The organism is Bacillus sp. FJAT-45037 (assembly GCF_002797325.1).
In the GTDB taxonomy this organism is placed as follows: domain Bacteria; phylum Bacillota; class Bacilli; order Bacillales; family Bacillaceae_D; genus Alkalihalophilus.
Window position 1 is genome coordinate 2,722,519 of the sequence record NZ_KZ454938.1, and the last position, 20,947, is coordinate 2,743,465.

A 20,947-nucleotide genomic window follows, 5' to 3' on the forward strand; every position below is an offset into this window, starting at 1 on the left:
TCCTCCATTCACACGAATCAAAGAACAACGTCTTCTCAATCGGTCTATTTTCGATGTTTTTTTACAGCATTAAATGCATAGTGAAAGAAACAATACAATGCATAAGGAAGACTTAGCTTTTCTACATGACGATACACATAGAAGGTTTTTTGAGCGGCTTTCACTTTATTGCTTGAGATCGACCCTTCTACCTTTCGATACCGAGCGAGAACCTCATCTAATCCATATGCTGTATAGCCTCGCTTCAAGACAGAGAGCCAGAGGGCAAAATCTTGTCTTGTGCGGATGTTTGGCATTTGGAGTGTTCCTGTTTTTTCTACATTGATCATAACCGTCAAGCAGCCAATAATCGTATTCTTTAATAAACCATTGTAATCGATGGCGCGCGGGACAGATACAACTTGTCCTAGGTCTTGTCCGACTTCATTCATCATCTTATACGCGGTAAAACTAAATGCATAATCATGCTCTTCCATAAAGTTAAGCTGTCGTTCTAACTTAAGCGGAAGCCAGAGGTCATCACTATCTAAGAAGGCAACATACTTTCCTCTCGCTTCTCGTAAAGCGTGATTACGAGCAACCGCAGCTCCTCCATTTTCCGTCAAAGCGATCAGGCGAACACGTGGGTCGTCCTTGGCATACTGAGCAATGACTTCACGTGTGTTATCTTTTGAACAATCATCGACAATCAGCATTTCCCAATGAGTGTAGGTCTGAGATTGAGCCGATTCGATCGTCTCGCCAATGAAATTTGCACAGTTATATGCGGCTGTGACAATCGTAATAAGCGGTGTTGAAGAATTAAGCATGTTTCTCACCACTCAATAACTTGTCATATACAGCTAACATCCGCTCTGCATTTTCATTCCATTCATACTCTCCGACCACATGTTCGCGACCACGATTCCCGAGCTTCTCTCTTAGAGGCGCATCTTGATACATCTCGAGCATCTTCTCAGTTAGTGCTGCGCTATCTTTTGTTGGGACGACAAAGCCTGTTTCCCCGTTAATTACTACTTCCGGCAAACCTCCGACATTCGCTACAACAACTGGAACTGCACATGCTTGAGCTTCAACGGCAGCTACTCCAAAGCTTTCGCTATCGAGCGTCGATGGAACAAAGAAAATATCGATCTGGTTGATACGGTAAGGAACTTCATGGTGAGGAATGTTCCCTGTGAATGTTACTTGATCATCTATATCGAGTGAACGTGAAAGCTCTTGGTATTCTTCAAGCAATGGACCACCACCAACGATAACGAGCTTCGTTTTAGCATATTCTTCTATTGATACACATTCTTTGAATCCTTTGTATGCTTCGAGTAAATATCGGATTCCGTATTTTTCTTTCATCGTTTTTACAATACCAAATACTAACTTATCTACATCTTGGTCTTTAGGTGCTGGCTTAAACGCTGACATGTCGACTCCAAATGGGGTCACCTCGACATCCTTGTATGTATAGAGCTTGGTTTCATCTGCCATCACATGACTTGTGGAACAAATCATGTCCGCTCTTTGCAAGGCGAACTCTATCATCCGTTTTTTTACTGAGCCTTCTTTCGGAAAGTCATATATATCACTCCCCCATACTGAAGCAACGTATGGATGGAAATTCGTTAGTGCTCCCACCACACCGTAACTAGAAATATAATGAGAGTGCAATAGCGTAGGCTGCTCTTTTTTCAAGATGGCTTTTAATTCATTGACCGTAAAAAAGTACGCTAGTTTATTTGAAAATTTCAATTTTAGATAGATCGTTTTAATGTGAGGCCACTTTGTTCGATCTTCCTCATCTTTGTGACTATCAAAGCTGACATTTACAACCTCAATTCCTTTTGCATTGTAAAAATCTAGCCACTTTTTTGTATGCACATTATTCGCTGGTGCGAGTAATACTAACTTCATGTTAATTCCTTCCTTTCATCAGCTCAGTTGCCACTTGGTGAATACGTGCTTCCCAAGAATGCGCGCTAAAACTATTTTCAATGACATTCGCTTGAAGCTGTTGATAGGTGACCGGGTCCGTCATCTTTTCTAGCCCTACTAGAAAGGCTTCTGCTGTATCATCAGTTGTAATTCCTAAATTCTCTTCATTAATCACTCTTGCTTGAGCTCTACAGTTCGTACCCAATATTGGTTGCCCATTTGCCAAGTATTCAAACATTTTGACCGGCATGGAGAAGTGATGGTACGTGTTCATTTCACGGGGAATAACCGCAAAGTCTGCTTGATCGTAGACTTCTTTTAATTCATCTCCTGCAATATGTTGAACAGAACACCATTCTGCTTTTGCAAACTCGTGCATCTCTGGGTACTTTTTGTATTCTTGTTCTCGACAAACCAAGGTCAAGTGAAGTTGTTTTCCTTGATCGTTTATTTGTTGTATCGATTCTAGCATTAAGAGAATTCCTTTTTGATCGGTAATGCCTCCTACAAACACAGCATGCCAAGGATCACCCTCATGCTTCGTTTGTTTTGTACTAGGAGCAAACTCCATTCCAGGAGGTAGCTCACGGAATGTGCCCTTCCATTCAACAAAATCATTCATTTCAAGTGACGGAAGATACATGATATCAACGATTTTTTTGAATGTTGATAACTCCTTACGGTAGATCGCTCTCATAATCGGTGTGAACAGCTTCTTTCCACCAGGCGGAACGTACATGTCATCAAACTTCCAGTATACATCCCGGTAAAATAGCCCAATAGGGACATTATTTCTCTTTAAGTATGTCCAAAACGCAAGGTCCATTCGCGGATGGCGGGGAAGGTGGTCGGGATCTGTTAACCAGTAAGGTATCGTCGCATTTTCCATGTAGCAAAAAAGAGCATCTTTTGCACGATTATCTTCTTTATATTGGTTCATTAAAGCTTGTCTTTCTTTTGTTTGTCCTGAGATAACAACAAGCTCTATCCCTTCTTTATTGGCATAGCTTTCAAATGCTGCGACCATTTTCTTCGGACGAACACCTGAACCACTTTTAGGATTTTTTTGAAGTTCATATGGAAAAAACACAAGAATATGCTTCATTTCAGTAGGTACTCCCTCAATTAAAATATAGACTTTCTTCATTATATCACGCTAATATCATACCATAAATGACGACATACGAGAGGACGGTCTCCCTTTTAAAACTAATTTTAAGCTATCTTTCACACTTTTTTACTTTTTCCTTCATTAAAAAATCCACGCATAAGAAAACCTCGCTAGTAGGATAGCGAGGTTTTCGGTTATTTCATTCCTTTTTCAAGCTCATCTAAGTAGTCGTTAACAAGGAAAGAATTAATATTCTTTGCTCCTCTAATAACTCCGTATACATAGGTTGAACGATTCACTAGCTTGAACCAGTCAAATGGGTGTTGTTGATAGCCCTTTATTCTTTGTGCTTTTTTCATCGAATAAAAAATGAATGGAGAAGATTTCAATAGATCACGAATGCCTTTTGACACTTCCTTTTCATGACTGTTCGGTTTTTCAATTGAGGCATAGTCTTTAAGAAATGTGTGGGTAAAGTAATCTTTATACAAACGCTTTTTATAACGGTATTCTTGTGGAACACCTATCCAAAAAGTAAGCATTTCTTTTTCCCAAAGCGGCATTCGCCACTCATAACCGAAGTGCTCATAAGCTCTCACTGAGTTGCAAATAAACTTGGCATGGCGCTCTCTGACTTCCCACAAGTAAAAGGCATTTTCGAGACGTTCTTGTTGGAGTGAGTTCAGCTGGTGAACTACTTTTTCCTTTAGCTTGTTCTTGTACGATGAGCGTCCGTTGTACGACCAATCCCAAAGCACGTAATGCTTCTTCATCAGTTCATCTGCCACTTCGCTAAGATCTCGGCAAGAACGCTCGTATCCGGCAAAAGAAAGAAAAGCTGTATGCCCAGGGATAAAGACTGAATCAGCAGGAATAAGCTCTTCCTTGTTTAAGTACTCCACAGCTATTATGTCTTGGATGTGTGGAAGCGCAGAGAAATCTCCTGCCTCATCATAATAGTGAGAGCGACTTTGACTTTGATACCATTTTTGCCAACGTTCAGCTGAATAGGGAACAAAGATCCATTCATAATCTAAACTCTCGGCAATATCTTTGGAGACATTCGCTTCCCAATTGCCAGGTTTTCCATAGGTGTAACAAATCACCTTCTCATACCCTAGACGCTTTAACATCATCGCAATGATTCTTGAATCATATCCCCCACTTAGCGGCAGGATAATGGTTCGACCTTGAAGTGAATCAATCATTCGTCTAAATACTTCTTCATGTAATTGATCGACTCGGTTGATAAGCTTCACATAATCTCCTTCGATCTGATCGGTCTCTTCCATTATAAGATACGTAGTTATGTTCAGCTCGTTCTTCGCTTTATCATAAAAGAGATATTCACCCGCCTGCAATTGTTTAACAGAGGGTAGCAAAGTTTCACTTCCTGTAACGTAGCCTGTCATGGCAAGCTCAGCTTGAGCGGTTTTCTCAAGCGAAGATTCGTTCACTTGCTGTTGAATCCAGCGAGCATCATCACTCACGAGCAAGCCCGTACCAATTTTCGCATAGAATAACGGAAAAGAACGTAAATGGTCGACAGCAGCGACTAGTTTATCCTCTGTTTCAACAAGCAAAGCGAAAAATTGTTGGTTCTTACTTAATGCTTTTTTTAGTTCTTCAGTGGAACGTGATGCGATTGACGTAGCGAATTGAACAGTATCAAAGTCAGCGTTTAAATACCCTTTAAATGAAAGAGCACCTTTGCGCTTCCAGGAAAACCCTTTTTCTTGCTTTAATTGTACATTCAAGATAGTCAAAGCTCCTTCATTACATTATTGAAGTTAAAAACGGTAGTTAGTATACCCTTTTGAAAACAACTTCTTCACATAGCGACGACCTATTAACGGAAGACTGCTCCATAAAATATCAAGATCTCGTTCTTTTCTGTCTAGCTTCTTTATTTTTTTTATGAAGATCGCATATCTTAATAAGCGAATAACTAGTTTAGAACGTGATAACGGGAAGGAGCGTTTAAATGGCTGGGAGAATTTGCTTTTACACTCCTTACGCCAGATGCCCTCAACTTGTTTTTCGTTCAACTCTCGATTTTGATCACGTCGAATGACTTTCTCACCTGACACAGAGACTTCCTTCTTATCAAGGTCAATAGCTAAGCTAAGAGTCGTCACGTTTTGTTCGTCAATTACAGTGACATAACCTTCTTTCGTTTGCTCATGTTTTCGTTGGTAGGGGGTATCCATATAGAAGTTACCCGGACTGTAGATCACAACTTTCCCATCACGTATCTCGAGTGGTTGGATCGAATGGGAATGATGAGCGAAAATAATATCTACTCCCTGGTCAGAAATACGACGCAGGAATCCTCTTCTTCTAGGCCAAGGTACGGAGAAAAACTCTTCTCCGCCATGATAATTGAAGATAATTTTATACCCGTCTTGTTTGTAAGCATCAATTTCTCGAAGAAGTTCTTCTATTGGAGGTAACGAGATAGGTCCAAACCCCTCCGAGTCATACATAGGTCCTTCTTGGTGGGTATATGAGAAGATCGCGACCTTTTCTTTTTCAATTACCCATGGTCGATCTTGCTCAGCAGAACTAGCACCGACATAGTCGATCGAATGCGCTTTTAATATATCACATGTCTCCGTTAGACCTTCGATTCCATGGTCCATAATGTGGTTATTCCCAAGAATAGCCACATGCACATTCAATTGTTGCAAGTAGCGAATATTTTCCGGTCGTGAGCAGATCGGCGTTCCTGCTGATTTCTTTGCAGCAGCTGTTGTCAGTGGTCCTTCTACATTTAATAAGACGAGATCTGCATCTTGGCATTGTTCGAGTAACTTGTTATCAATAGACAAGGTTTCCTGATTGAGGAGAGTGTCTCCTATTAATACTACTTTCATGAATACCTTCCCTTCTAGGTAAGAAGCAAAATAGATAATAGCGCTGTAAATGTTACTGCATTTACAAGCGTCGCTTTCGTCGCTTCTTTTTTACCTGTTTCAATATAGATGTACATACCCATTGTAATTAAATTAAATAAACCACTCACGATCGCAAATAATGCTATAGCGATGACAGGGTCTCCCATCATGCCTCCCGTTACTAATGCTGCGACACGGAATATAAGCAACGCAATTTGGAACCACAGAAATAGCCTTTGTTTATTATACGTATAGCTGACAGAACTTAGCGGTGAAGATACAAACTGAAAAACTGTCCAAAAGGCAATCCACCTTGCATATTCACCAGCTACAATCCACTCAGGTCCAAAGACCAAACTAAATGCCCACGGAGCGATGAGAATAACGACTAAATTAAAGAAGACAGAGATTGGCGTTAACACTTTCCATAGTTTATATGAATTCTTGTTTTCTTCTTCATCTGCCTTGTCCTTCGCCAATTTCTGCAGAAACACTTGTGAGATCGAACTACTAATGATCCCCATCGGTAAACTTAATAACCGATGTCCTAACATATAAAATCCCGCGATGCTCGCTGAGAAATAATAGGTAATGATAATAATAGGTATCTGCAGAGAGATAGTATTAATGAATGAATTCCATGATGAATACAATGGAAAGTCTTTGTATTCAATAGCAAGTTTCTTTAGCTCACTTGCTTTAAATGAAATCATCTGGCGAACATTTTTATTCTTTAGTAAGAACAACAATAAAAATCCAACCGCAAATAATTGCCCGACCATTTGACCAATGATTAAACCGAACGTTCCTATAGCAGCAAATACTCCGAGAAGCAACTGGGCACCTACTGTAAAGAATGATTTCCCTGACTGCGCAAGAGCTTGGCGTTTAAAGTTTTTCGTGCGAGTAAACCAGTAGTTCAAAATTTGAAATAACCCAACCATAAATGCATAAAACGGAATAAAATATAGATACTCTCGATCAATCCAATTAAGGTTAGTAGCTAAAAAGTCGCCAAATAAGACAACGAGCAAGAATAGAAACGTTGAGATCGAGAGCGCTATTAAAACAGATAGCTTCAAAATATTCTTTGCTTTACTGTCTTCTTTCGGTAAGACAATGGCCAATTCATATCGCAATGCGACAATGACCGTAATTATAGCTGTTACAGCAATAAAATTCCCGTAAATTCCGAAGTCTTCTGGAGAATACAATCTTGTTAATATCGGGGTAGAAAGAATGAGAATAGCTTGTGCAAACGCAGTACCCGTCATTAACGTCATAACATTTCGCAGAAAACCTTTTTTCGGTATCCTCCGAGACAATTTATCTTTAAGGCCCAATGGTGACTCCTCCTATACAATCTCACGTTTTGTAATAAGCTTGCCCTTTTAAATCCCCTAAAAAATCTATATGGATTATATCATAGTCATGAATTGTAAGCTGTAAAACTTTATGTGGGCTATCAGACCCGTCAGTACTAGTAAACGTTCTATAGTTATTGGCAACAAAGAAAGCCGCGCCTTATAAGTAAGAGACACAGCTTCCACTAGAATCAGTTCATTCTTTTAGCAGCTAGGTATCGAGGTGATCAGTAGCTATTATCCATGCTCGTTACGGTTACACTTGTTGATGAGCCGCTGTGGATGAATTGGTTGTTTCTAATATAGATCCCGTTACGACCTATGTCACTTCAACTTATTAAATACTCTCTCAATAATCCGGTTTATTTTCAATAGATACGTGGTAAATAAAAGATATAGACCCATTGAACAATAAAAAACTTGTCCACTAAATTAATAGCGAACAAGCCTTTTACATTGTAGATTTTAATGGAGACGCTTTGCCCCTAAGTAGCGAGGTGCCCAGTAGCTATTATTCATACTCGCAATGGTTACACCTGTTGATGAGCCTGAGTGAATAAATTGATTGTTACCGATATAGATCCCATTATGAGACGGGCCATTTGAAATGGTTTGGAAGAACACAATGTCTCCTACATTCGGTTGTGAAACGTTGGTTCCAGCGTTCCATTGCTGAGCAGCTGTCCGCGGAACCGAGACACCTTGTTCTCTAAAGACCGTTTGAATAAAGCCACTACAGTCGAACCCACTTGAAGTGGTTCCTCCCCATAAGTACGCGGTACCAAGATACTTTGAAGCGTTCGCCATAATATTTGTTACAAACGCCCCTGTGCTTTGTGTTGCACTCGTATTATTGGTGTTCGTGTGTTGTGGCGTTGTATTTAGTGAAGGATTTTTTAATGCCTCATTGATCTTATTGAGAGTTTGTGGACCCGCTACTCCGTCTGCTGTTAAGTTATGTGCGACTTGGAATGTGCGAACCGCTTGCGCCGTAATGCTCCCAAACGTTCCAGTAGAATGTTGATTAAAGAATCCTAGCGACCGTAGATTATCTTGAAGTTGCGTGACTGCGTTACCTCTTGAACCATCTCTTAGTAGCGACGATTGAACTTGTGTAGTCGTCGAAGGAGATGTACTCGACTCAACAACTGTTGCATTAGAATTGGTTGGATTAGTCGGAGCTGCTGTACCTAACGCCGCAAACGTTTGAGGTCCAGCAATCCCGTCCGCCGTTAAGTTATTCGCTGCTTGGAACTTACGCACCGCTTCTTCTGTAATTGATCCATATACATTTGTAATCGAGTGACTGTAATATCCCTTTTCTTTTAACGCTTGTTGTAAGTTTCCGACTTGACTGCTCTTTGCCCCGCGACGAAGAATGGTCGATTCTTGAACCTCCACTGAAGGAGCTGGTGTACTCGGTGCCACTGCTGGTGCACTGCCGCTTGCTTGAAGCGCTGCAAATGTTTGACGACCAGCAATGCCGTCTACCGTTAAGTTGTTCGCTGCTTGAAACTTACGCACCGCATCCTCTGTGATTGTTCCATAATATCCTGTTGCTTGTTCATGTGTAAAAAAACCTTGATCTTTTAATGCGTTCTGTAATTCTGTTACATCTTGGTCTGTCATCCCTAGTCTAAGTGTTTGATCGCCTAGAGCTGCTTCTGTCAATTGTGGACCAACCAGGAAGGCTCCTACAGCTAATGCCGACGTTACTACTACTTTATTCATGCTTTTAATCCCCCTGTACATTATATGTCCATATTTTTACGACTGAGAATGACTTATGATCTATATGTATTGAATCTTCATTAGTCATGATTATGTATCTAGCTTTTCTATCGGTTGCTTTTCTCCAATATTCTATCAAAATCCTCCCCTATTCTAGCGATTGTTACACAAATGTAATATAAATCTATCATCCGACATAATTCGCAAACAAAAAGCACATAAATCCCTCTATAACTAGGGTCTATGTGCTTGTTTTCATATACAAAATAGGACTATTTTCGATTTTCCGCTACTCCCGCTAATGCGTACAAAGCAATCATCGACGCAAAGTGACTGGATACGTTGTTTGGATCTTGTTGTGGGTACACTTCGACAAAGTCCATGCCGACAATGCCACGTTTGGAGAATTCATAGATCAGTGTTAACAGCTCATACGATGTTAAGCCATTTCCATCGACTGGTCCTCCTGGGTTAAATGCAAAGTCAAGCACGTCACTACAGACGGATAAGTAGACGACATCAACGTCTTTGCTTGCTTGGTCATATAAATCTGCAGCAAGCTTGCGGATGTCTTTTGACTCACGAATGTCATTGATCGTAATCGTCTTAGCCCCGGCATCTCTTGCAAAGCTCCCACTTTCAGGCTTGTTTCTCGGGCCGTGAATTCCGGCGTGGATTAAGCTTTCGTTGCGTACTCCATCTAATTCATAGAGACGGGCAAAAGGTGTGGAACGCGCGTACTTATCGCCTTCGTGATGAGGCATGTTGTCATAATGCGCATCAAGGTGAAGGATTCCGACTTTTCCTTCGGTTCGCTCGGCTAGAGCTTTGACAATTGGGTATGTGATCCCGTGGTCGCCACCTAGTGCTATTGGGAATTTGCCTGAATCCCACATCTTGCCTGAGAAGGTTTCAATCCGTCTCATCGTCTCCTCGACATCAGCAGGAACGACGTCGACATCCCCCATATCAGCGAGCTTCAAATGCTCAAATACATTAATATGGTCAAGCTCTGGTAAATACCCACTGTAGCGACCTGAACAGAGGCGCATCACTTTAGGGCCGAGTTCGCACCCCGTGAAATCCCCCCATGTTACCGCCCCTTCCCACGGCACACCGTATATTAAAACATCCGAATCGTCGATTGATTGTGTTGTTCCATTAATTGCCCCTAAAAATGGTGGCGTATTTCCATAGATTGTATCCTTCATTGGTCATCCACTCCCTATAGTAGTCATCACCTTTTTTATACCCGGTTTTGATAGAGAATAACCGTTTCGCTTTCAATTAATTGCGAATGAATAAATAAATGATAAAACCTATGACCGGAAAGAACATCGTCGCAATTAAGATGAGTAAGCTGAATTCCTTGCTGTTTCCTTTTCTGACGGAATCTTTATAGCACCATACACTTGTGAGTACATTTAAAATTAATCCACCGAAAATCAGTAAAAAGACGAGCGGTATAAATAGAAGCTCCATTGTCGTTCCTCCTCTGCATTCTTTATCTAATATACGTTTTGGTGATATGTTTGGTTTCATGTACAAAAAAAGAAACTGCGCCAACATATGGCGCAGCTTTAATGATTAAGCTGTTTTTGTCCGTCTTGCACGGATGCGCATTCGGACGTTTGACTGCAGCAAGTATAGTGCAGGCACGATGAATAAGGTTAATAAGGTTGAGAAGATCAACCCTGAGACGATCGCAATCCCTAGTGGCTTGAATAATGTACTGTTACCAAGGGCGATTGGAAGTAAGCCGGCAATGGACGTCAATGATGTTAACACGATCGGACGGAAGCGTTGTTCGGCTGCCATCATCACGGCCTCACGTGGGTCCATTCCTTCTTTTCTTCGTTGTTCGATGAATTCAATTAACACAATTCCGTTCCGTACAACAATCCCCGCTAATGAAACGGCGCCCATCATCGACATAAAGCCGAGACCGGTTTGGGTGATGAAGAGTCCAATTAACGCCCCAGCAATCGCTAAGTAGACGGTACTTAAGATTAAAATTGGTAACGTTAATGAATAGAATTGAATCGCAATGACGATCAAGATTAAGAACATCACGACGATGAAAATCTTACCGATATCGATAAATACATCGGTACGAGCTGATGTTTCCCCGCCGATCGATAGCGTGTAGGCAGCGTCTTGTGCAGTGACTGCATCAAGGTCTGCACGGGCATCGGCTAAGATTTCATCACTTGAGCGTTCATTCGGATACGCTCGTACCGTGATCGTTGGGACCGTATTGTCATGTGGAATTCTTGGCTCAGACTGTACTTCACTCGTCGTTACAAGATCGGCAACAGGAATGCTCTCTCCACTAAAGCCAGCGACCGAAATGTCTTCTAATACATCAACTGACAACGGTCCCGCATTTTCATAGACTAGGCGCATATCAAGAAGTTCGCCTGGCTGTTGCAGCTGACCAAGTGGCAAACCTTCTCCGACTAAACGGAGCGCAGTCGCTAAGTCATCGCTTGCAATCCCACTTTCTTCTAACGCTTCGCGGTCTGGTGTCACTTGAATGGTTTCAATGCTCGCACCGACGTCATCATCGACGTTTGCCACTCCTTCTGTAGCAGCGAGAATGTCTTTCACTTCTCCTGCCATCTCACGTAGCGTACCGAAGTCTTCCCCACTTACTTTAATCGCAATCGGCGCACCGACTGGGGGACCTGACTCGATCATTGAGACATTAATATTCATATCTGGGAAAGCTTCAGGTAATATGTCATTCCATGCGTTCGTCGTCTCTCGTGTCGACATCTTTTCACGATCAATGAAAACGAGGAAGTTCGCTGCATTTTCACCTGATGCTGCGCCTCCGCCTGCACCGAATAGACGCGGAATATCGGTTCCGACATAGGTGGAGACCGATTGAACATAGTCCACGTCAGTTAACCATGCTTCGACATTCCTTGCTTCGGCTTCGGTTGCTTGAAGACTTGTTCCTTCAGGTAACGTCGCCTCTACAAATACTTCTTCACGGTCTGTATCCGGGAAGAATTCGAGCGGAATAAACGGAATCAGCGCATAGGCAGCGGTTCCGAGTAAGAATCCTAAAATCACAACTAGGAGTGGACGCTTCGTCACACCTCTGATCATGCGTTGCCCATAAAAAGCCGAAGCGCGGTCAAACGTTCCACCTAAGAAACCAGCAGGCTTCCTCTCGCTTCTTCTAGTAGGCGAAGCCGTTTTTTCTCGAATCGAACGATAGATCGGAATCAATAGCAAAGCGACAAAGGTCGATGCGATCATCGTTGCGATTAAGACGGCTGGGAGTGGTCGGATAAAGCTTCCTGCTTGGCCTGGTAAGAGCATGAGCGGCAAGAAGGTAAAGACGACGGTTAGGGTTGAGGTGATGACCGAGACGGCGACTTCTTTTGTCCCGTTGATCGCGGCATCTACTGGCCCTTCACCCATTTTTAGACGACGCTCGATGTTTTCGTTGACGACAATTCCGTCATCGACCAAGATTCCGAGCGCGATAATGAAGGCGATTAATGAAATTTGGTTAAGGTCAACTCCAATAAATGGGAGAACGATCGCGCCTAAGCTTAATGAGACTGGAATCGCTAGGGCGACACTGACAGCTGTTGATATATTGAGTCCAAGGGAACAGACGAGTAAGACCGAGACAACGGCGATCGCAAAGGAGATCGCTAAGTCACGGAATAGCTCTTGGACGAGGTCCGCTTGTGTATACAGCAGCGTCATCTCGACTCCGTCTGGTAACTCGGCTTGAATCTGGTCGACAAATCCGTCTAGATCCGATTGCGCGGACGTGACACTCGCGCCTTGTTTTAGCGTAAAGGTAAGCGAAATCGCTTCTTCGCCGTCAAAAGCAACTTGCTCGCTGATCGGCTTAAACGTTTCGTTAATGGAAGCGACATCTCCAAATAAGATGATCTCGCCTTCACTACTCGCTCCAACAGGTAACGTCTCAAGATCAGCGACATCAGTTAGCGTTTCTAGTTCGATGCGGTAGTTATAGGCATCGGTTTTCCATTCACCAGGGGGAACGGCATTAATCTCGCCGTTTAATACACCGATTAATTGATTTGTCGAAATGCCCGCGTCCGCTAATGCTTCTGGGTCGACTTCAATTAAGACTTCTTTTTCGACGGTACCTTGAATTTGCATCGAGACAATGTCTGGTAACGTGTTGAGGCGTGTGTTCCAACGGTCTAAAGTCGTATCAATTTCAGCGAGGTCATTCGGATCACTGAATGTAATTTGATACGTAGCAAGACCTTGAGCACTTAGTTCATTGTTGAACATCGGTGTGTTGGCATCCTCCGGGAACTCTGCGGATGCGTCATTCACACGCTGGCGCACTTCATTCCAAACTTGATCCGCATCGAGGCCTTCGTTTAACTCAATCGTCATGAAAGCAAGGCCAGGGCTTGACACTGACGTAAGCGAGGCGATTTCTTGCATTTGTGATAAGCGTTCCTCTAACGGGTCGGTGACATTTTGTTCGACTTGCTCACTCGATGCCCCTGGATACACCGTTGTGACTTGGGCAATCGCTGGATTTACTTCCGGGATTTCTCGTTGTGGCAGCTGCAAGAAACTTAACAGCCCGACTAGAGTAAACATAATAAAGAATAAGATCGTAATTTTCCGTTTGCGAATAAGCCACGAAAGCATCGGCTTGCCCCTCTCTTTGTAGAAATGATTAGTTTAATTAGGACGAAATCAATTTGGACATGTCTTATACAAAGACTATACACAAAATGATTATATAGCCTCGACCTGTAAAGTACAATTGTAAGCCATTGGATGAAGTGAGTGCTGAACAGGAGGGGTAATTTCCATATTATTGAAGCGTTTGCGCGGAAAGTATGTTGATTTGCGCGGAAACCGGTCCGATGTGCGCGAAAACGTCATCAAGTTGCGCGAAACAGGAAGGAATTCGCGCGGAATGATGAGGAAATGTCAGGCAACTGTCCAACATTTCATCGAAAAACTATTAAAATGGCTAAATCTCAACTTTAATCATACCGATTTTAGATCAATCACTCATTGAAATTGCCAAAATGGGGGCCTTCATCGACTCTATTTTCATTTTTTATCAAGATGCTTGCTTTGTTATTCCGCTGTATTCTACACGTACCGCGGAATAACACAGAAGCGCTTCTGATCAAGGATGAATTCAAATGCAAGGCGTGTCGTTTGAAGAAATTTTGTCTCAATATGAACCACTTATTAAAGGGCAACTTAAAAAGCTCAATCTCTATCGTTCTCATGATCATTTTTATCAAATTGGGGTTTGTGCATTATGGGAGGCTTATTTGAAATATGAGGAAGGTCGAGGATCGTTTGCTGCTTTTGCGATGTATACGGTGCGTGGTCATATGTTAATGGAGCTGCGCAGGCAGCGTACGTATGATGAGCGTTTTGTGTTGCAAGATCAACAAGTGAGTACGGATTTTGTCGTTCCTGCCCCTTCCGAGGACGTCATTAATGAGCATGATCCGTTAGCCGAACTAGCACCGTATCTTCATCTATTGTCCGAGCGCGAACGGCTTTGGGTGCGGGAGGCGATCATTTATGAGAAGAAGCTCAGTGAAATCGCAGCCGAACAAGGCGTCTCGAAAAATACCGTCAGCTCTTGGCGGAAAACTGCGTTGAAGAAGATGCGAGAGGTAATTGCGACGTTGGAGTGATCCATAACAGAAGAAGAATAGACAAAAAAATAGACAATAGACCAGATTCCACATTCTCGTCTATTGTCTATTAAATTTAATATGATTATTGTACTTCTTCCATGTTAACAAAAGGTCTTAATACAGAAGCCATCTCTTCAATGAATTGAGTCGATGTGACGTCAGTTTGCTCTGACCCTTTTTTTTGAAATTGTTGCAATAGATCTTTTAGTTGGTGCTCGGTAAATCCTGTTGCTTCCTTTGTTGCAGACATTAGCTGTTCTCTCCTTAATTAACGTGTTAAAAGTATATATCCTTAATCATAGAATTGTAAACATATTTTTAAGAAATTTAGTTACGACGATACCCTCTTCGTTCGGCATACTCTAAACATTTACTGCATATTTTTATCGCGCGACCTTGATCGTCTCGGTAGCTCGTCCAGTATGATACTTAGATCATCTACCGTCATCTTAGCAAACGTCCGACATTATTTCTATTATACTCTAAAAAATAATGATAGATTGATGTATTTTCTAGTTTTTTACAGCACTCGCGCGGAAATGACTCTGATTTGCGCGGTAACACTCTCGATTCGCGCGGAAGCTTATCTGCTGCACCTCAAAATGCTATAATAAAAGCAATATACTACTTAAATGAGGTGTCCTATGAGTCAAACGACGGATCAAGAACGGGTTTTAGCGGCAATGGAGGAGTTAACAGCGCTGAGTGCAGTTCAAAAAAGGAAGAGAAAAAGTTTTTTTGACAATTTGAGTGTACCTTTTACGTTGAAAGAGGGATTATCAAGTTTAACGAAAGCGGAACTGGATTCGATTCGTAAGCGACTTGACATTAAGAGAGCTAGTACCTTAAATAAGACAAATTTAATCGAACTATTTATGAAAGAGATTCCTGAACGAGCAGAGTCAGTGTATTCAATATGGGACCATGAGCGATTTAATTTGCTAGAGAAGATGCTCAAAAATGGTGGACAGGTTTCGATCGGGGAGTTGGAATTTGAGCAAATTGAGTATCTCCGCGCTACGGGATTCATTTTTACAGCTACTTATAACAATCAACATGTGCTCGCTCTTCCTAAAGAATTCATGGAGCAGCTACAATTTTTGAGACAAGACGATGACGTGTGGTCAACGATTAGACAAAATACCGAATGGACCAAACTGACTCATGGATTGCTGTACTTTTATGGGGTGCTGACTCCCGACGAATTGTTTAAGTTGGTTGAGAAATATACAGAAGGTGTCGACTGTCGCTCTTCTTTCAATAAAGTGATTTTTGATGCGATGGACTACCACGAAGAATTTCATGTCGATAAGAATGGATTCTCACATTACCGTGTCATTGATTCTGATCAAGTCGTTCAGGAGCAACGCATGAGAGAGAGCCTCAACCTTTACCCGTTTACAAAAGCACAGTTAATTGAGGCTGGTTCACCTGATTATGTGGATCGCAACAAAAGCTATCGACAATTTGTTACTTTTCTAAAAAAGGAATATCACTTGGAACAAGAAGATGCCGACATCCTCGCTGCTGATTGTGTCGACGGGGTTAATATGGGCCATCTCCCACAAGAGTTGTTGGAATACTTACAGACGGATATTGAAATCGAGAGCCTCGAATCACTGCAAAAGGTAATGGACAACCTGATTCATCTCATGAACAACACCCGTCAATGCTTCCTAAAAGGTTATACCCCAAGCGAACTAGCTGCTGAGGAAAAGAAGTCGATGCGACCACTCCCAACTCAAACAGGCAATGTCATTGACTTTCAATCAAGACAGAAAGTTGGACGCAATGACCCATGTCCATGTGGAAGTGGAAAAAAGTTTAAGAAGTGTTGTGGAAATTGATTTTTACAGCATTTAAATTATTTATAAATAATTGCCAAGTTGATCGGCCTCATGACCTATTAGGGATTGTTCATTAAATGGAAGATGTAGGTGATTTCTATTTATTGGAAGCATTTGCGCGGAAACGGGCCGAAGTTGCGCGAAAACAGCTCTTGTTCGCGCGGTAATGAGTTCAATATGCGCGGTAACACTCTCGATTCGCGCGAAAGCCTATCCGCAGCCAGCTCAAACAAGAAAAAAGCATAACGTCGGAGCACTAGACGTTACGCTTTTGAACTATATTACTACCAGCTTGATTTTTTCACGCCTGGTACTTGTCCTTTATGTGCCAGTTCACGGAATTTAATGCGGGATAGCTTGAATTTCCGCAAATATCCGCGTGGGCGTCCTGTCACCTCGCAGCGATTGTTCAATCTTGTTGGAGATGAATTACGCGGCAGCTTTGAGAGTGCTACGTAGTCTCCCTTTTCCTTTAGCTCACGGCGCTTTTCTGCATATTGTGCGACGATTTTTTCTCGCTTTTTTTGACGCGCGACCATTGATTTTTTAGCCATGTTCCATTACTCCCTTCTGTCTATCTTTGTTCCTTCACTCTAATCGTAATAATTACGATTTATAACGTAACTATACTGAACGTTAAAATGTTTGTCAACAAATCATGCTCTTTACTTTTGATTTCGACTGTGCTTAAATTTATATAAATCCAAATGATTACGCTTTGAAGAAATAAAGGAAGGTGGGGTGTTTCGATGACGGATTCTCGTATTCAGTTCGCCCGTACGCTCTATATTAATAACCTGCCAGAACCAGATCGGCGCGTGTACAAATTTGTTGATCGGCTAGAAGCGGCACTTGAAGATCAGGCTTTCACCAAACGGGATTACCTCATGTTGCTCAAACAACAATCACCGATAAAACAAGCAGCCGACACCTTTCAAATGAGCGAAGCCGCTATCTATGAACTCGTCCAACGAATCGAAGCCGAGCTTTCAGAACATGTTCCCGATCTTGCTAATAAGTTAAAGCTCGTTGACTTCACCGGGCTCCTGCAGGTAAAGGGGATTAGCACCGTTGATGAGAAAAAGCGATTTTACATGTTAAGTGATGTAGATATTCAGTAAATAGTTTTAAAGCCGTCCTCTAGGAGAGAGCGGCTTTTTCATTTGGTTATTTTTAACAGCATTTGCGCGGAAATAGGCTGAGTTTGCGCGAAAACAGCTCTTGTTCGCGCGGAAATGACGTCGATATGCGCGCAAACGTCCTCTATTCGCGCAAAACCGACTCCTAGGATCTACCCAAAAGCCTATCTTCATCTCAAAAACGGTCATTTTGCCTAAACCGCACTTCCTGACCCTCTCATTTTCCCTCTTTCACCTGGTCAAACGATCAAAACGATGCTCTCTGACCCTCTCATTCTCGCTTTTTACCGAGATGCCGATCTTTCTCGGCTGTTTTACTATACAGCTATCAAATGAATTGAGGAGGAAATGGTTATGAGACCTGGTTTGATTGAACAATTTACTCATTTAAAGAGGTTTTCAACGTTGGAGGAATTTAATCGGGCGGTGAAGATGCACATCCAGCTGCACGGGGATGCATTCACTCGTGCAGAACGCGTGGCGTTTGATCGGTTGATGAGATTTAGTGTGAAGCATCTTGGCTTATGCAATGCGCGGATTGGGGTGATGGTGAAGGCGACGCATGATGAGAAGGTGGGGATTTCACGTTCGACGTTTATGCGGATGTTGAAAAAAGCGCAGACTTTGGGGATCATCACGATCTCTCACACGATTCGTAAGCAAGGTGGATACTCTCATAGCGTTTATGTCGTGCTGCCCTTCGGTACACTGCAAGAGGAAAAATTGAAACAACGCCAAAAGCTGGACAACGCTGCTGCATCAAGCCTTTCACCCCAAGATTTCGACCCTAAAGCTATTAAACATAAAGCTAATAAAAACCATAAAGATCTTAGTCATACTAGTAGCATCCCGTCAGATCATCCAAATATTCCTTCCCCCTTTGTCCAAGCGACGCGCCCGTTCCATTCGGTTGCGCCGAACTTCTGCCAACGACTTTGGTACAGTGCGATGTCTGCCTATAAGCAATTAAATGTCCGAGAATCGATCGAGACATACCTCAAAGAAATCATCCAAGCTTTCAAAATAACAATGCAAAAATACAAAACCAACCAGATTGAAAAAAGCCTATTCCAATACTTCTACGGTACCGTCGCTGCGATGATTTCGGCCGAGAGACGGAGGCAGTATGAAGCGAAACACGGCTTTCCCACTTGGCTGAAAGAGATGTAACAAGCAGCGATCTTGAACACGCAACATCGAAAAAACAAAAAAACCTCAACTACCCCATCCCCGATTAAGGAGCGACCTAATCATGAAAAAAATAATCCACGAAACGTATGACATTAACCCGCACACGATTGCCCTCCTGCCTGCTTATCAACCTGATTGTGACACGATCGTCTTAGAGGGTCAGCAAACCATTTATGTACGCGAACCAGCTCTAACGATGATCAAGCGCGCGTGTATTGAAGGCGGCGCAACTTATGATGGGCGACGATTAGCTGTCGCTGAACTAACTAGAGCTCAAAATAAAGTACCGATCTCAGTCGACACAACGAACCAAATTTACGCGTTCCCGACTCATTCCCCGAGCAAACTCGAATGCATCTGGATTTTCTACCACCATGTGAAATCCTTTGAAACCAATGTCGATCAACCTACAAAGACTATCGTACATTTTCACGAGACGAACTCTCTCATCGCCGATGTCTCGTACCCAACCTTCGAACGACAAATGCAGCGGACCGCTTATTGTATGGTGAAGCTTTCCTATCTAGCACCGACTAAGGGTGGGTTTACACCTTTATCTATGAACCGATATTCTTCCTTTTAACTTAACTATTGAACAAGATTTCACTCCTCCCTTTTTTCCATTTTTTAATATATAATGAATGACATAAATTAAAAATGTCAATAATTTTTAAATAAGGGGGCGTGTATTGGTGACGTATGATAAATTAGATAAAGTTTTTTATAAAAGAGGAAATGATTTATATAAGGATGAACTCGATAAGAGACTGCATAGTTATGGTAGTTATTTAACGAGCCTCTCGATCAATGGTTTCAGAAAAGGAAAGGTCATGAATGAGTTATTCCAGTTATTTTACGTAAATATCCATCCTTTAATGTCTTTGAACAACAACGTGTTAATGAATAGCTCAAAGATTTCATCACTTATTGCGCGACTCCCTTCATTTGTTATTGAACCCTATTTTCACAAACTGATTGTCAACGAAGCTCAGAGTACCAATGAGATCGAAGGAATTCGTAGTACGAAGAAACAATTAAAAGAAGTGTTAGGGGACGTCCTCAAATCTGAAAAGGATAGCAAGCACTTTAATGGGTTGATGAAAACATACTTATTTATTGGTCAGATTAAACCATTTAAGGAGCTATCAAGCTTTAGAGACCTTTATGACAATCTAGTATCCGATGAAATTGATAAAGAGAATGAACCGGACGGAGAATTATTTAGAAAAGGACACGTGGAAATTCATGATGGAACAAAGACCACCCATGTAGGTGTTCGTTCAGAGATCAAGATTTTGGAATCACTACATGCATTGGTTAATTTCCTTGACGATGAACAACACCCAGCGTTATACCGTTATATGGTAGCCCATTACTATTATGAATACATCCACCCTTTCTATGATGGAAATGGCAGAACCGGACGTTTATTAGTATGCAGTTATTTATATAGGTATTTAGAGAGGTATTCAGCTATCACCTTCTCGTATGCAGTCAATAAAAACAAAACGAAGTATTACAAAGCACTTGAAGAAATTCCATCTCCGCTAAATAAGGGAGAAATGACATTTTATTTAATTGACATGCTAGAGTTACTTGTCTCAGGGCAAGAAGGCATTATTGAAGATTTGGAGTCTAACTTGTCTAAAATGGAACGGATTAAAGGATTCTTTGAAGAAAAAAAGTGGCTAGAGCGCGGCGAAGAATCTGACGTATTAAGAATTATGACTTATCTCAGTATATTCGTCGATGAAAACGTGACGATTTCAGTCGCAGAACTGATGGATCTTTCTGCTAAATCAAGGTACAAAGTTAATCAAATTATGGATAACTTACAAGAAGATGGCTGTGTATCATTAGTCAGTCAACGTCCGAAAGGGTATAAAGTAACCGATGCTTTTTTAGACGGTATATTAGTTTATTAATCTGATGTTGTATCCGCCAATCGTTACAAATAGTAGAAGTATCGCTATTAGCACCAGGCTAAATTGCGCTACTAAACTAAGTGCTTCATAGTTCTCCTCAACACCCAGCCCAAACTAAGGGAAGCC

At 41.9% G+C, this 20,947-nt stretch carries 18 protein-coding genes; 6 read left to right on the forward strand and 12 right to left on the reverse strand.

The window, feature by feature from the left end:
• Positions 1–44: 44 nt before the first annotated feature.
• The 10 genes from CDZ88_RS13820 to CDZ88_RS13870 form a co-directional block, all read right to left on the reverse strand.
• Complete coding sequence (locus CDZ88_RS13820) at positions 45–809, reverse strand: glycosyltransferase family 2 protein (protein ID WP_100374104.1); 765 nt, start codon at positions 807–809, stop codon at positions 45–47.
• The gene (locus tag CDZ88_RS13825; RefSeq protein WP_100374105.1) at positions 802–1,908 is read right to left on the reverse strand and encodes a glycosyltransferase; all 1,107 of its coding nucleotides are present in this window, start codon (positions 1,906–1,908) and stop codon (positions 802–804) included. Before CDZ88_RS13825 ends, CDZ88_RS13820 begins: the two co-directional genes overlap by 8 nt.
• Before the next feature lies 1 nt (position 1,909).
• The gene (locus CDZ88_RS13830) at positions 1,910–3,034 is read right to left on the reverse strand and encodes a glycosyltransferase (protein ID WP_157796561.1); all 1,125 of its coding nucleotides are present in this window, start codon (positions 3,032–3,034) and stop codon (positions 1,910–1,912) included.
• Positions 3,035–3,234: 200 nt separating this feature from the next.
• On the reverse strand, positions 3,235–4,797 hold the full coding sequence (locus tag CDZ88_RS13835) for an asparagine synthase-related protein (protein ID WP_100374107.1): 1,563 nt from the start codon (positions 4,795–4,797) through the stop codon (positions 3,235–3,237).
• Positions 4,798–4,830: 33 nt separating this feature from the next.
• On the reverse strand, positions 4,831–5,916 hold the full coding sequence (locus tag CDZ88_RS13840; protein WP_100374108.1) for a CapA family protein: 1,086 nt from the start codon (positions 5,914–5,916) through the stop codon (positions 4,831–4,833).
• Positions 5,917–5,930: 14 nt separating this feature from the next.
• Positions 5,931–7,280, reverse strand: coding sequence for an oligosaccharide flippase family protein (locus tag CDZ88_RS13845; RefSeq protein WP_100374109.1), 1,350 nt, complete (start codon positions 7,278–7,280; stop codon positions 5,931–5,933).
• Positions 7,281–7,766: 486 nt separating this feature from the next.
• On the reverse strand, positions 7,767–9,032 hold the full coding sequence (locus CDZ88_RS13855) for a C40 family peptidase (RefSeq protein WP_100374110.1): 1,266 nt from the start codon (positions 9,030–9,032) through the stop codon (positions 7,767–7,769).
• 272 nt (positions 9,033–9,304) lie between these two features.
• Entirely contained in the window at positions 9,305–10,243 is a 939-nt protein-coding gene (locus tag CDZ88_RS13860; RefSeq protein ID WP_100374111.1) for an agmatinase family protein, read from the reverse strand.
• Positions 10,244–10,319: 76 nt separating this feature from the next.
• On the reverse strand, positions 10,320–10,514 hold the full coding sequence (locus CDZ88_RS13865) for a PLDc N-terminal domain-containing protein (RefSeq protein WP_100374112.1): 195 nt from the start codon (positions 10,512–10,514) through the stop codon (positions 10,320–10,322).
• Between the two features lie 105 nt (positions 10,515–10,619).
• Positions 10,620–13,697, reverse strand: coding sequence for an efflux RND transporter permease subunit (locus tag CDZ88_RS13870; protein WP_100374113.1), 3,078 nt, complete (start codon positions 13,695–13,697; stop codon positions 10,620–10,622).
• Positions 13,698–14,206: 509 nt separating this feature from the next.
• Between CDZ88_RS13870 and CDZ88_RS13875 the strand changes: the two genes are divergently transcribed.
• Positions 14,207–14,716, forward strand: coding sequence for a sigma-70 family RNA polymerase sigma factor (locus tag CDZ88_RS13875; RefSeq protein WP_100374114.1), 510 nt, complete (start codon positions 14,207–14,209; stop codon positions 14,714–14,716).
• 85 nt (positions 14,717–14,801) lie between these two features.
• Here CDZ88_RS13875 and CDZ88_RS17490 read toward each other — a convergent pair whose 3' ends face one another.
• Complete coding sequence (locus CDZ88_RS17490; RefSeq protein ID WP_157796562.1) at positions 14,802–14,969, reverse strand: hypothetical protein; 168 nt, start codon at positions 14,967–14,969, stop codon at positions 14,802–14,804.
• A 394-nt stretch (positions 14,970–15,363) separates the two neighbouring features.
• On the opposite strand from CDZ88_RS17490, the gene CDZ88_RS13880 reads away from it, so the two are divergent.
• Entirely contained in the window at positions 15,364–16,566 is a 1,203-nt protein-coding gene (locus CDZ88_RS13880) for a YecA family protein (protein WP_157796563.1), read from the forward strand.
• A 284-nt stretch (positions 16,567–16,850) separates the two neighbouring features.
• On the opposite strand, the gene rpsN is transcribed toward CDZ88_RS13880, so the two are convergent.
• On the reverse strand, positions 16,851–17,120 hold the full coding sequence (gene rpsN / locus CDZ88_RS13885; RefSeq protein WP_100374116.1) for a 30S ribosomal protein S14: 270 nt from the start codon (positions 17,118–17,120) through the stop codon (positions 16,851–16,853).
• 195 nt (positions 17,121–17,315) lie between these two features.
• On the opposite strand from rpsN, the gene CDZ88_RS13890 reads away from it, so the two are divergent.
• The 4 genes from CDZ88_RS13890 to CDZ88_RS13905 all read left to right on the forward strand — a co-directional run bounded on the left by CDZ88_RS13890 (position 17,316) and on the right by CDZ88_RS13905 (position 20,821).
• The gene (locus tag CDZ88_RS13890; protein WP_100374117.1) at positions 17,316–17,687 is read left to right on the forward strand and encodes a hypothetical protein; all 372 of its coding nucleotides are present in this window, start codon (positions 17,316–17,318) and stop codon (positions 17,685–17,687) included.
• A gap of 372 nt (positions 17,688–18,059) precedes the next feature.
• Positions 18,060–18,875: a hypothetical protein gene (locus CDZ88_RS13895; protein ID WP_100374118.1), complete on the forward strand. Its 816-nt coding sequence runs from the start codon at positions 18,060–18,062 to the stop codon at positions 18,873–18,875.
• 82 nt (positions 18,876–18,957) lie between these two features.
• Complete coding sequence (locus CDZ88_RS13900; RefSeq protein WP_100374119.1) at positions 18,958–19,479, forward strand: competence protein ComK; 522 nt, start codon at positions 18,958–18,960, stop codon at positions 19,477–19,479.
• 109 nt (positions 19,480–19,588) lie between these two features.
• Positions 19,589–20,821 (forward strand): Fic family protein, encoded by a 1,233-nt coding sequence (locus tag CDZ88_RS13905; RefSeq protein ID WP_100374120.1) that lies wholly within the window; start codon positions 19,589–19,591, stop codon positions 20,819–20,821.
• The last annotated feature ends 126 nt before the right edge of the window (positions 20,822–20,947 follow it).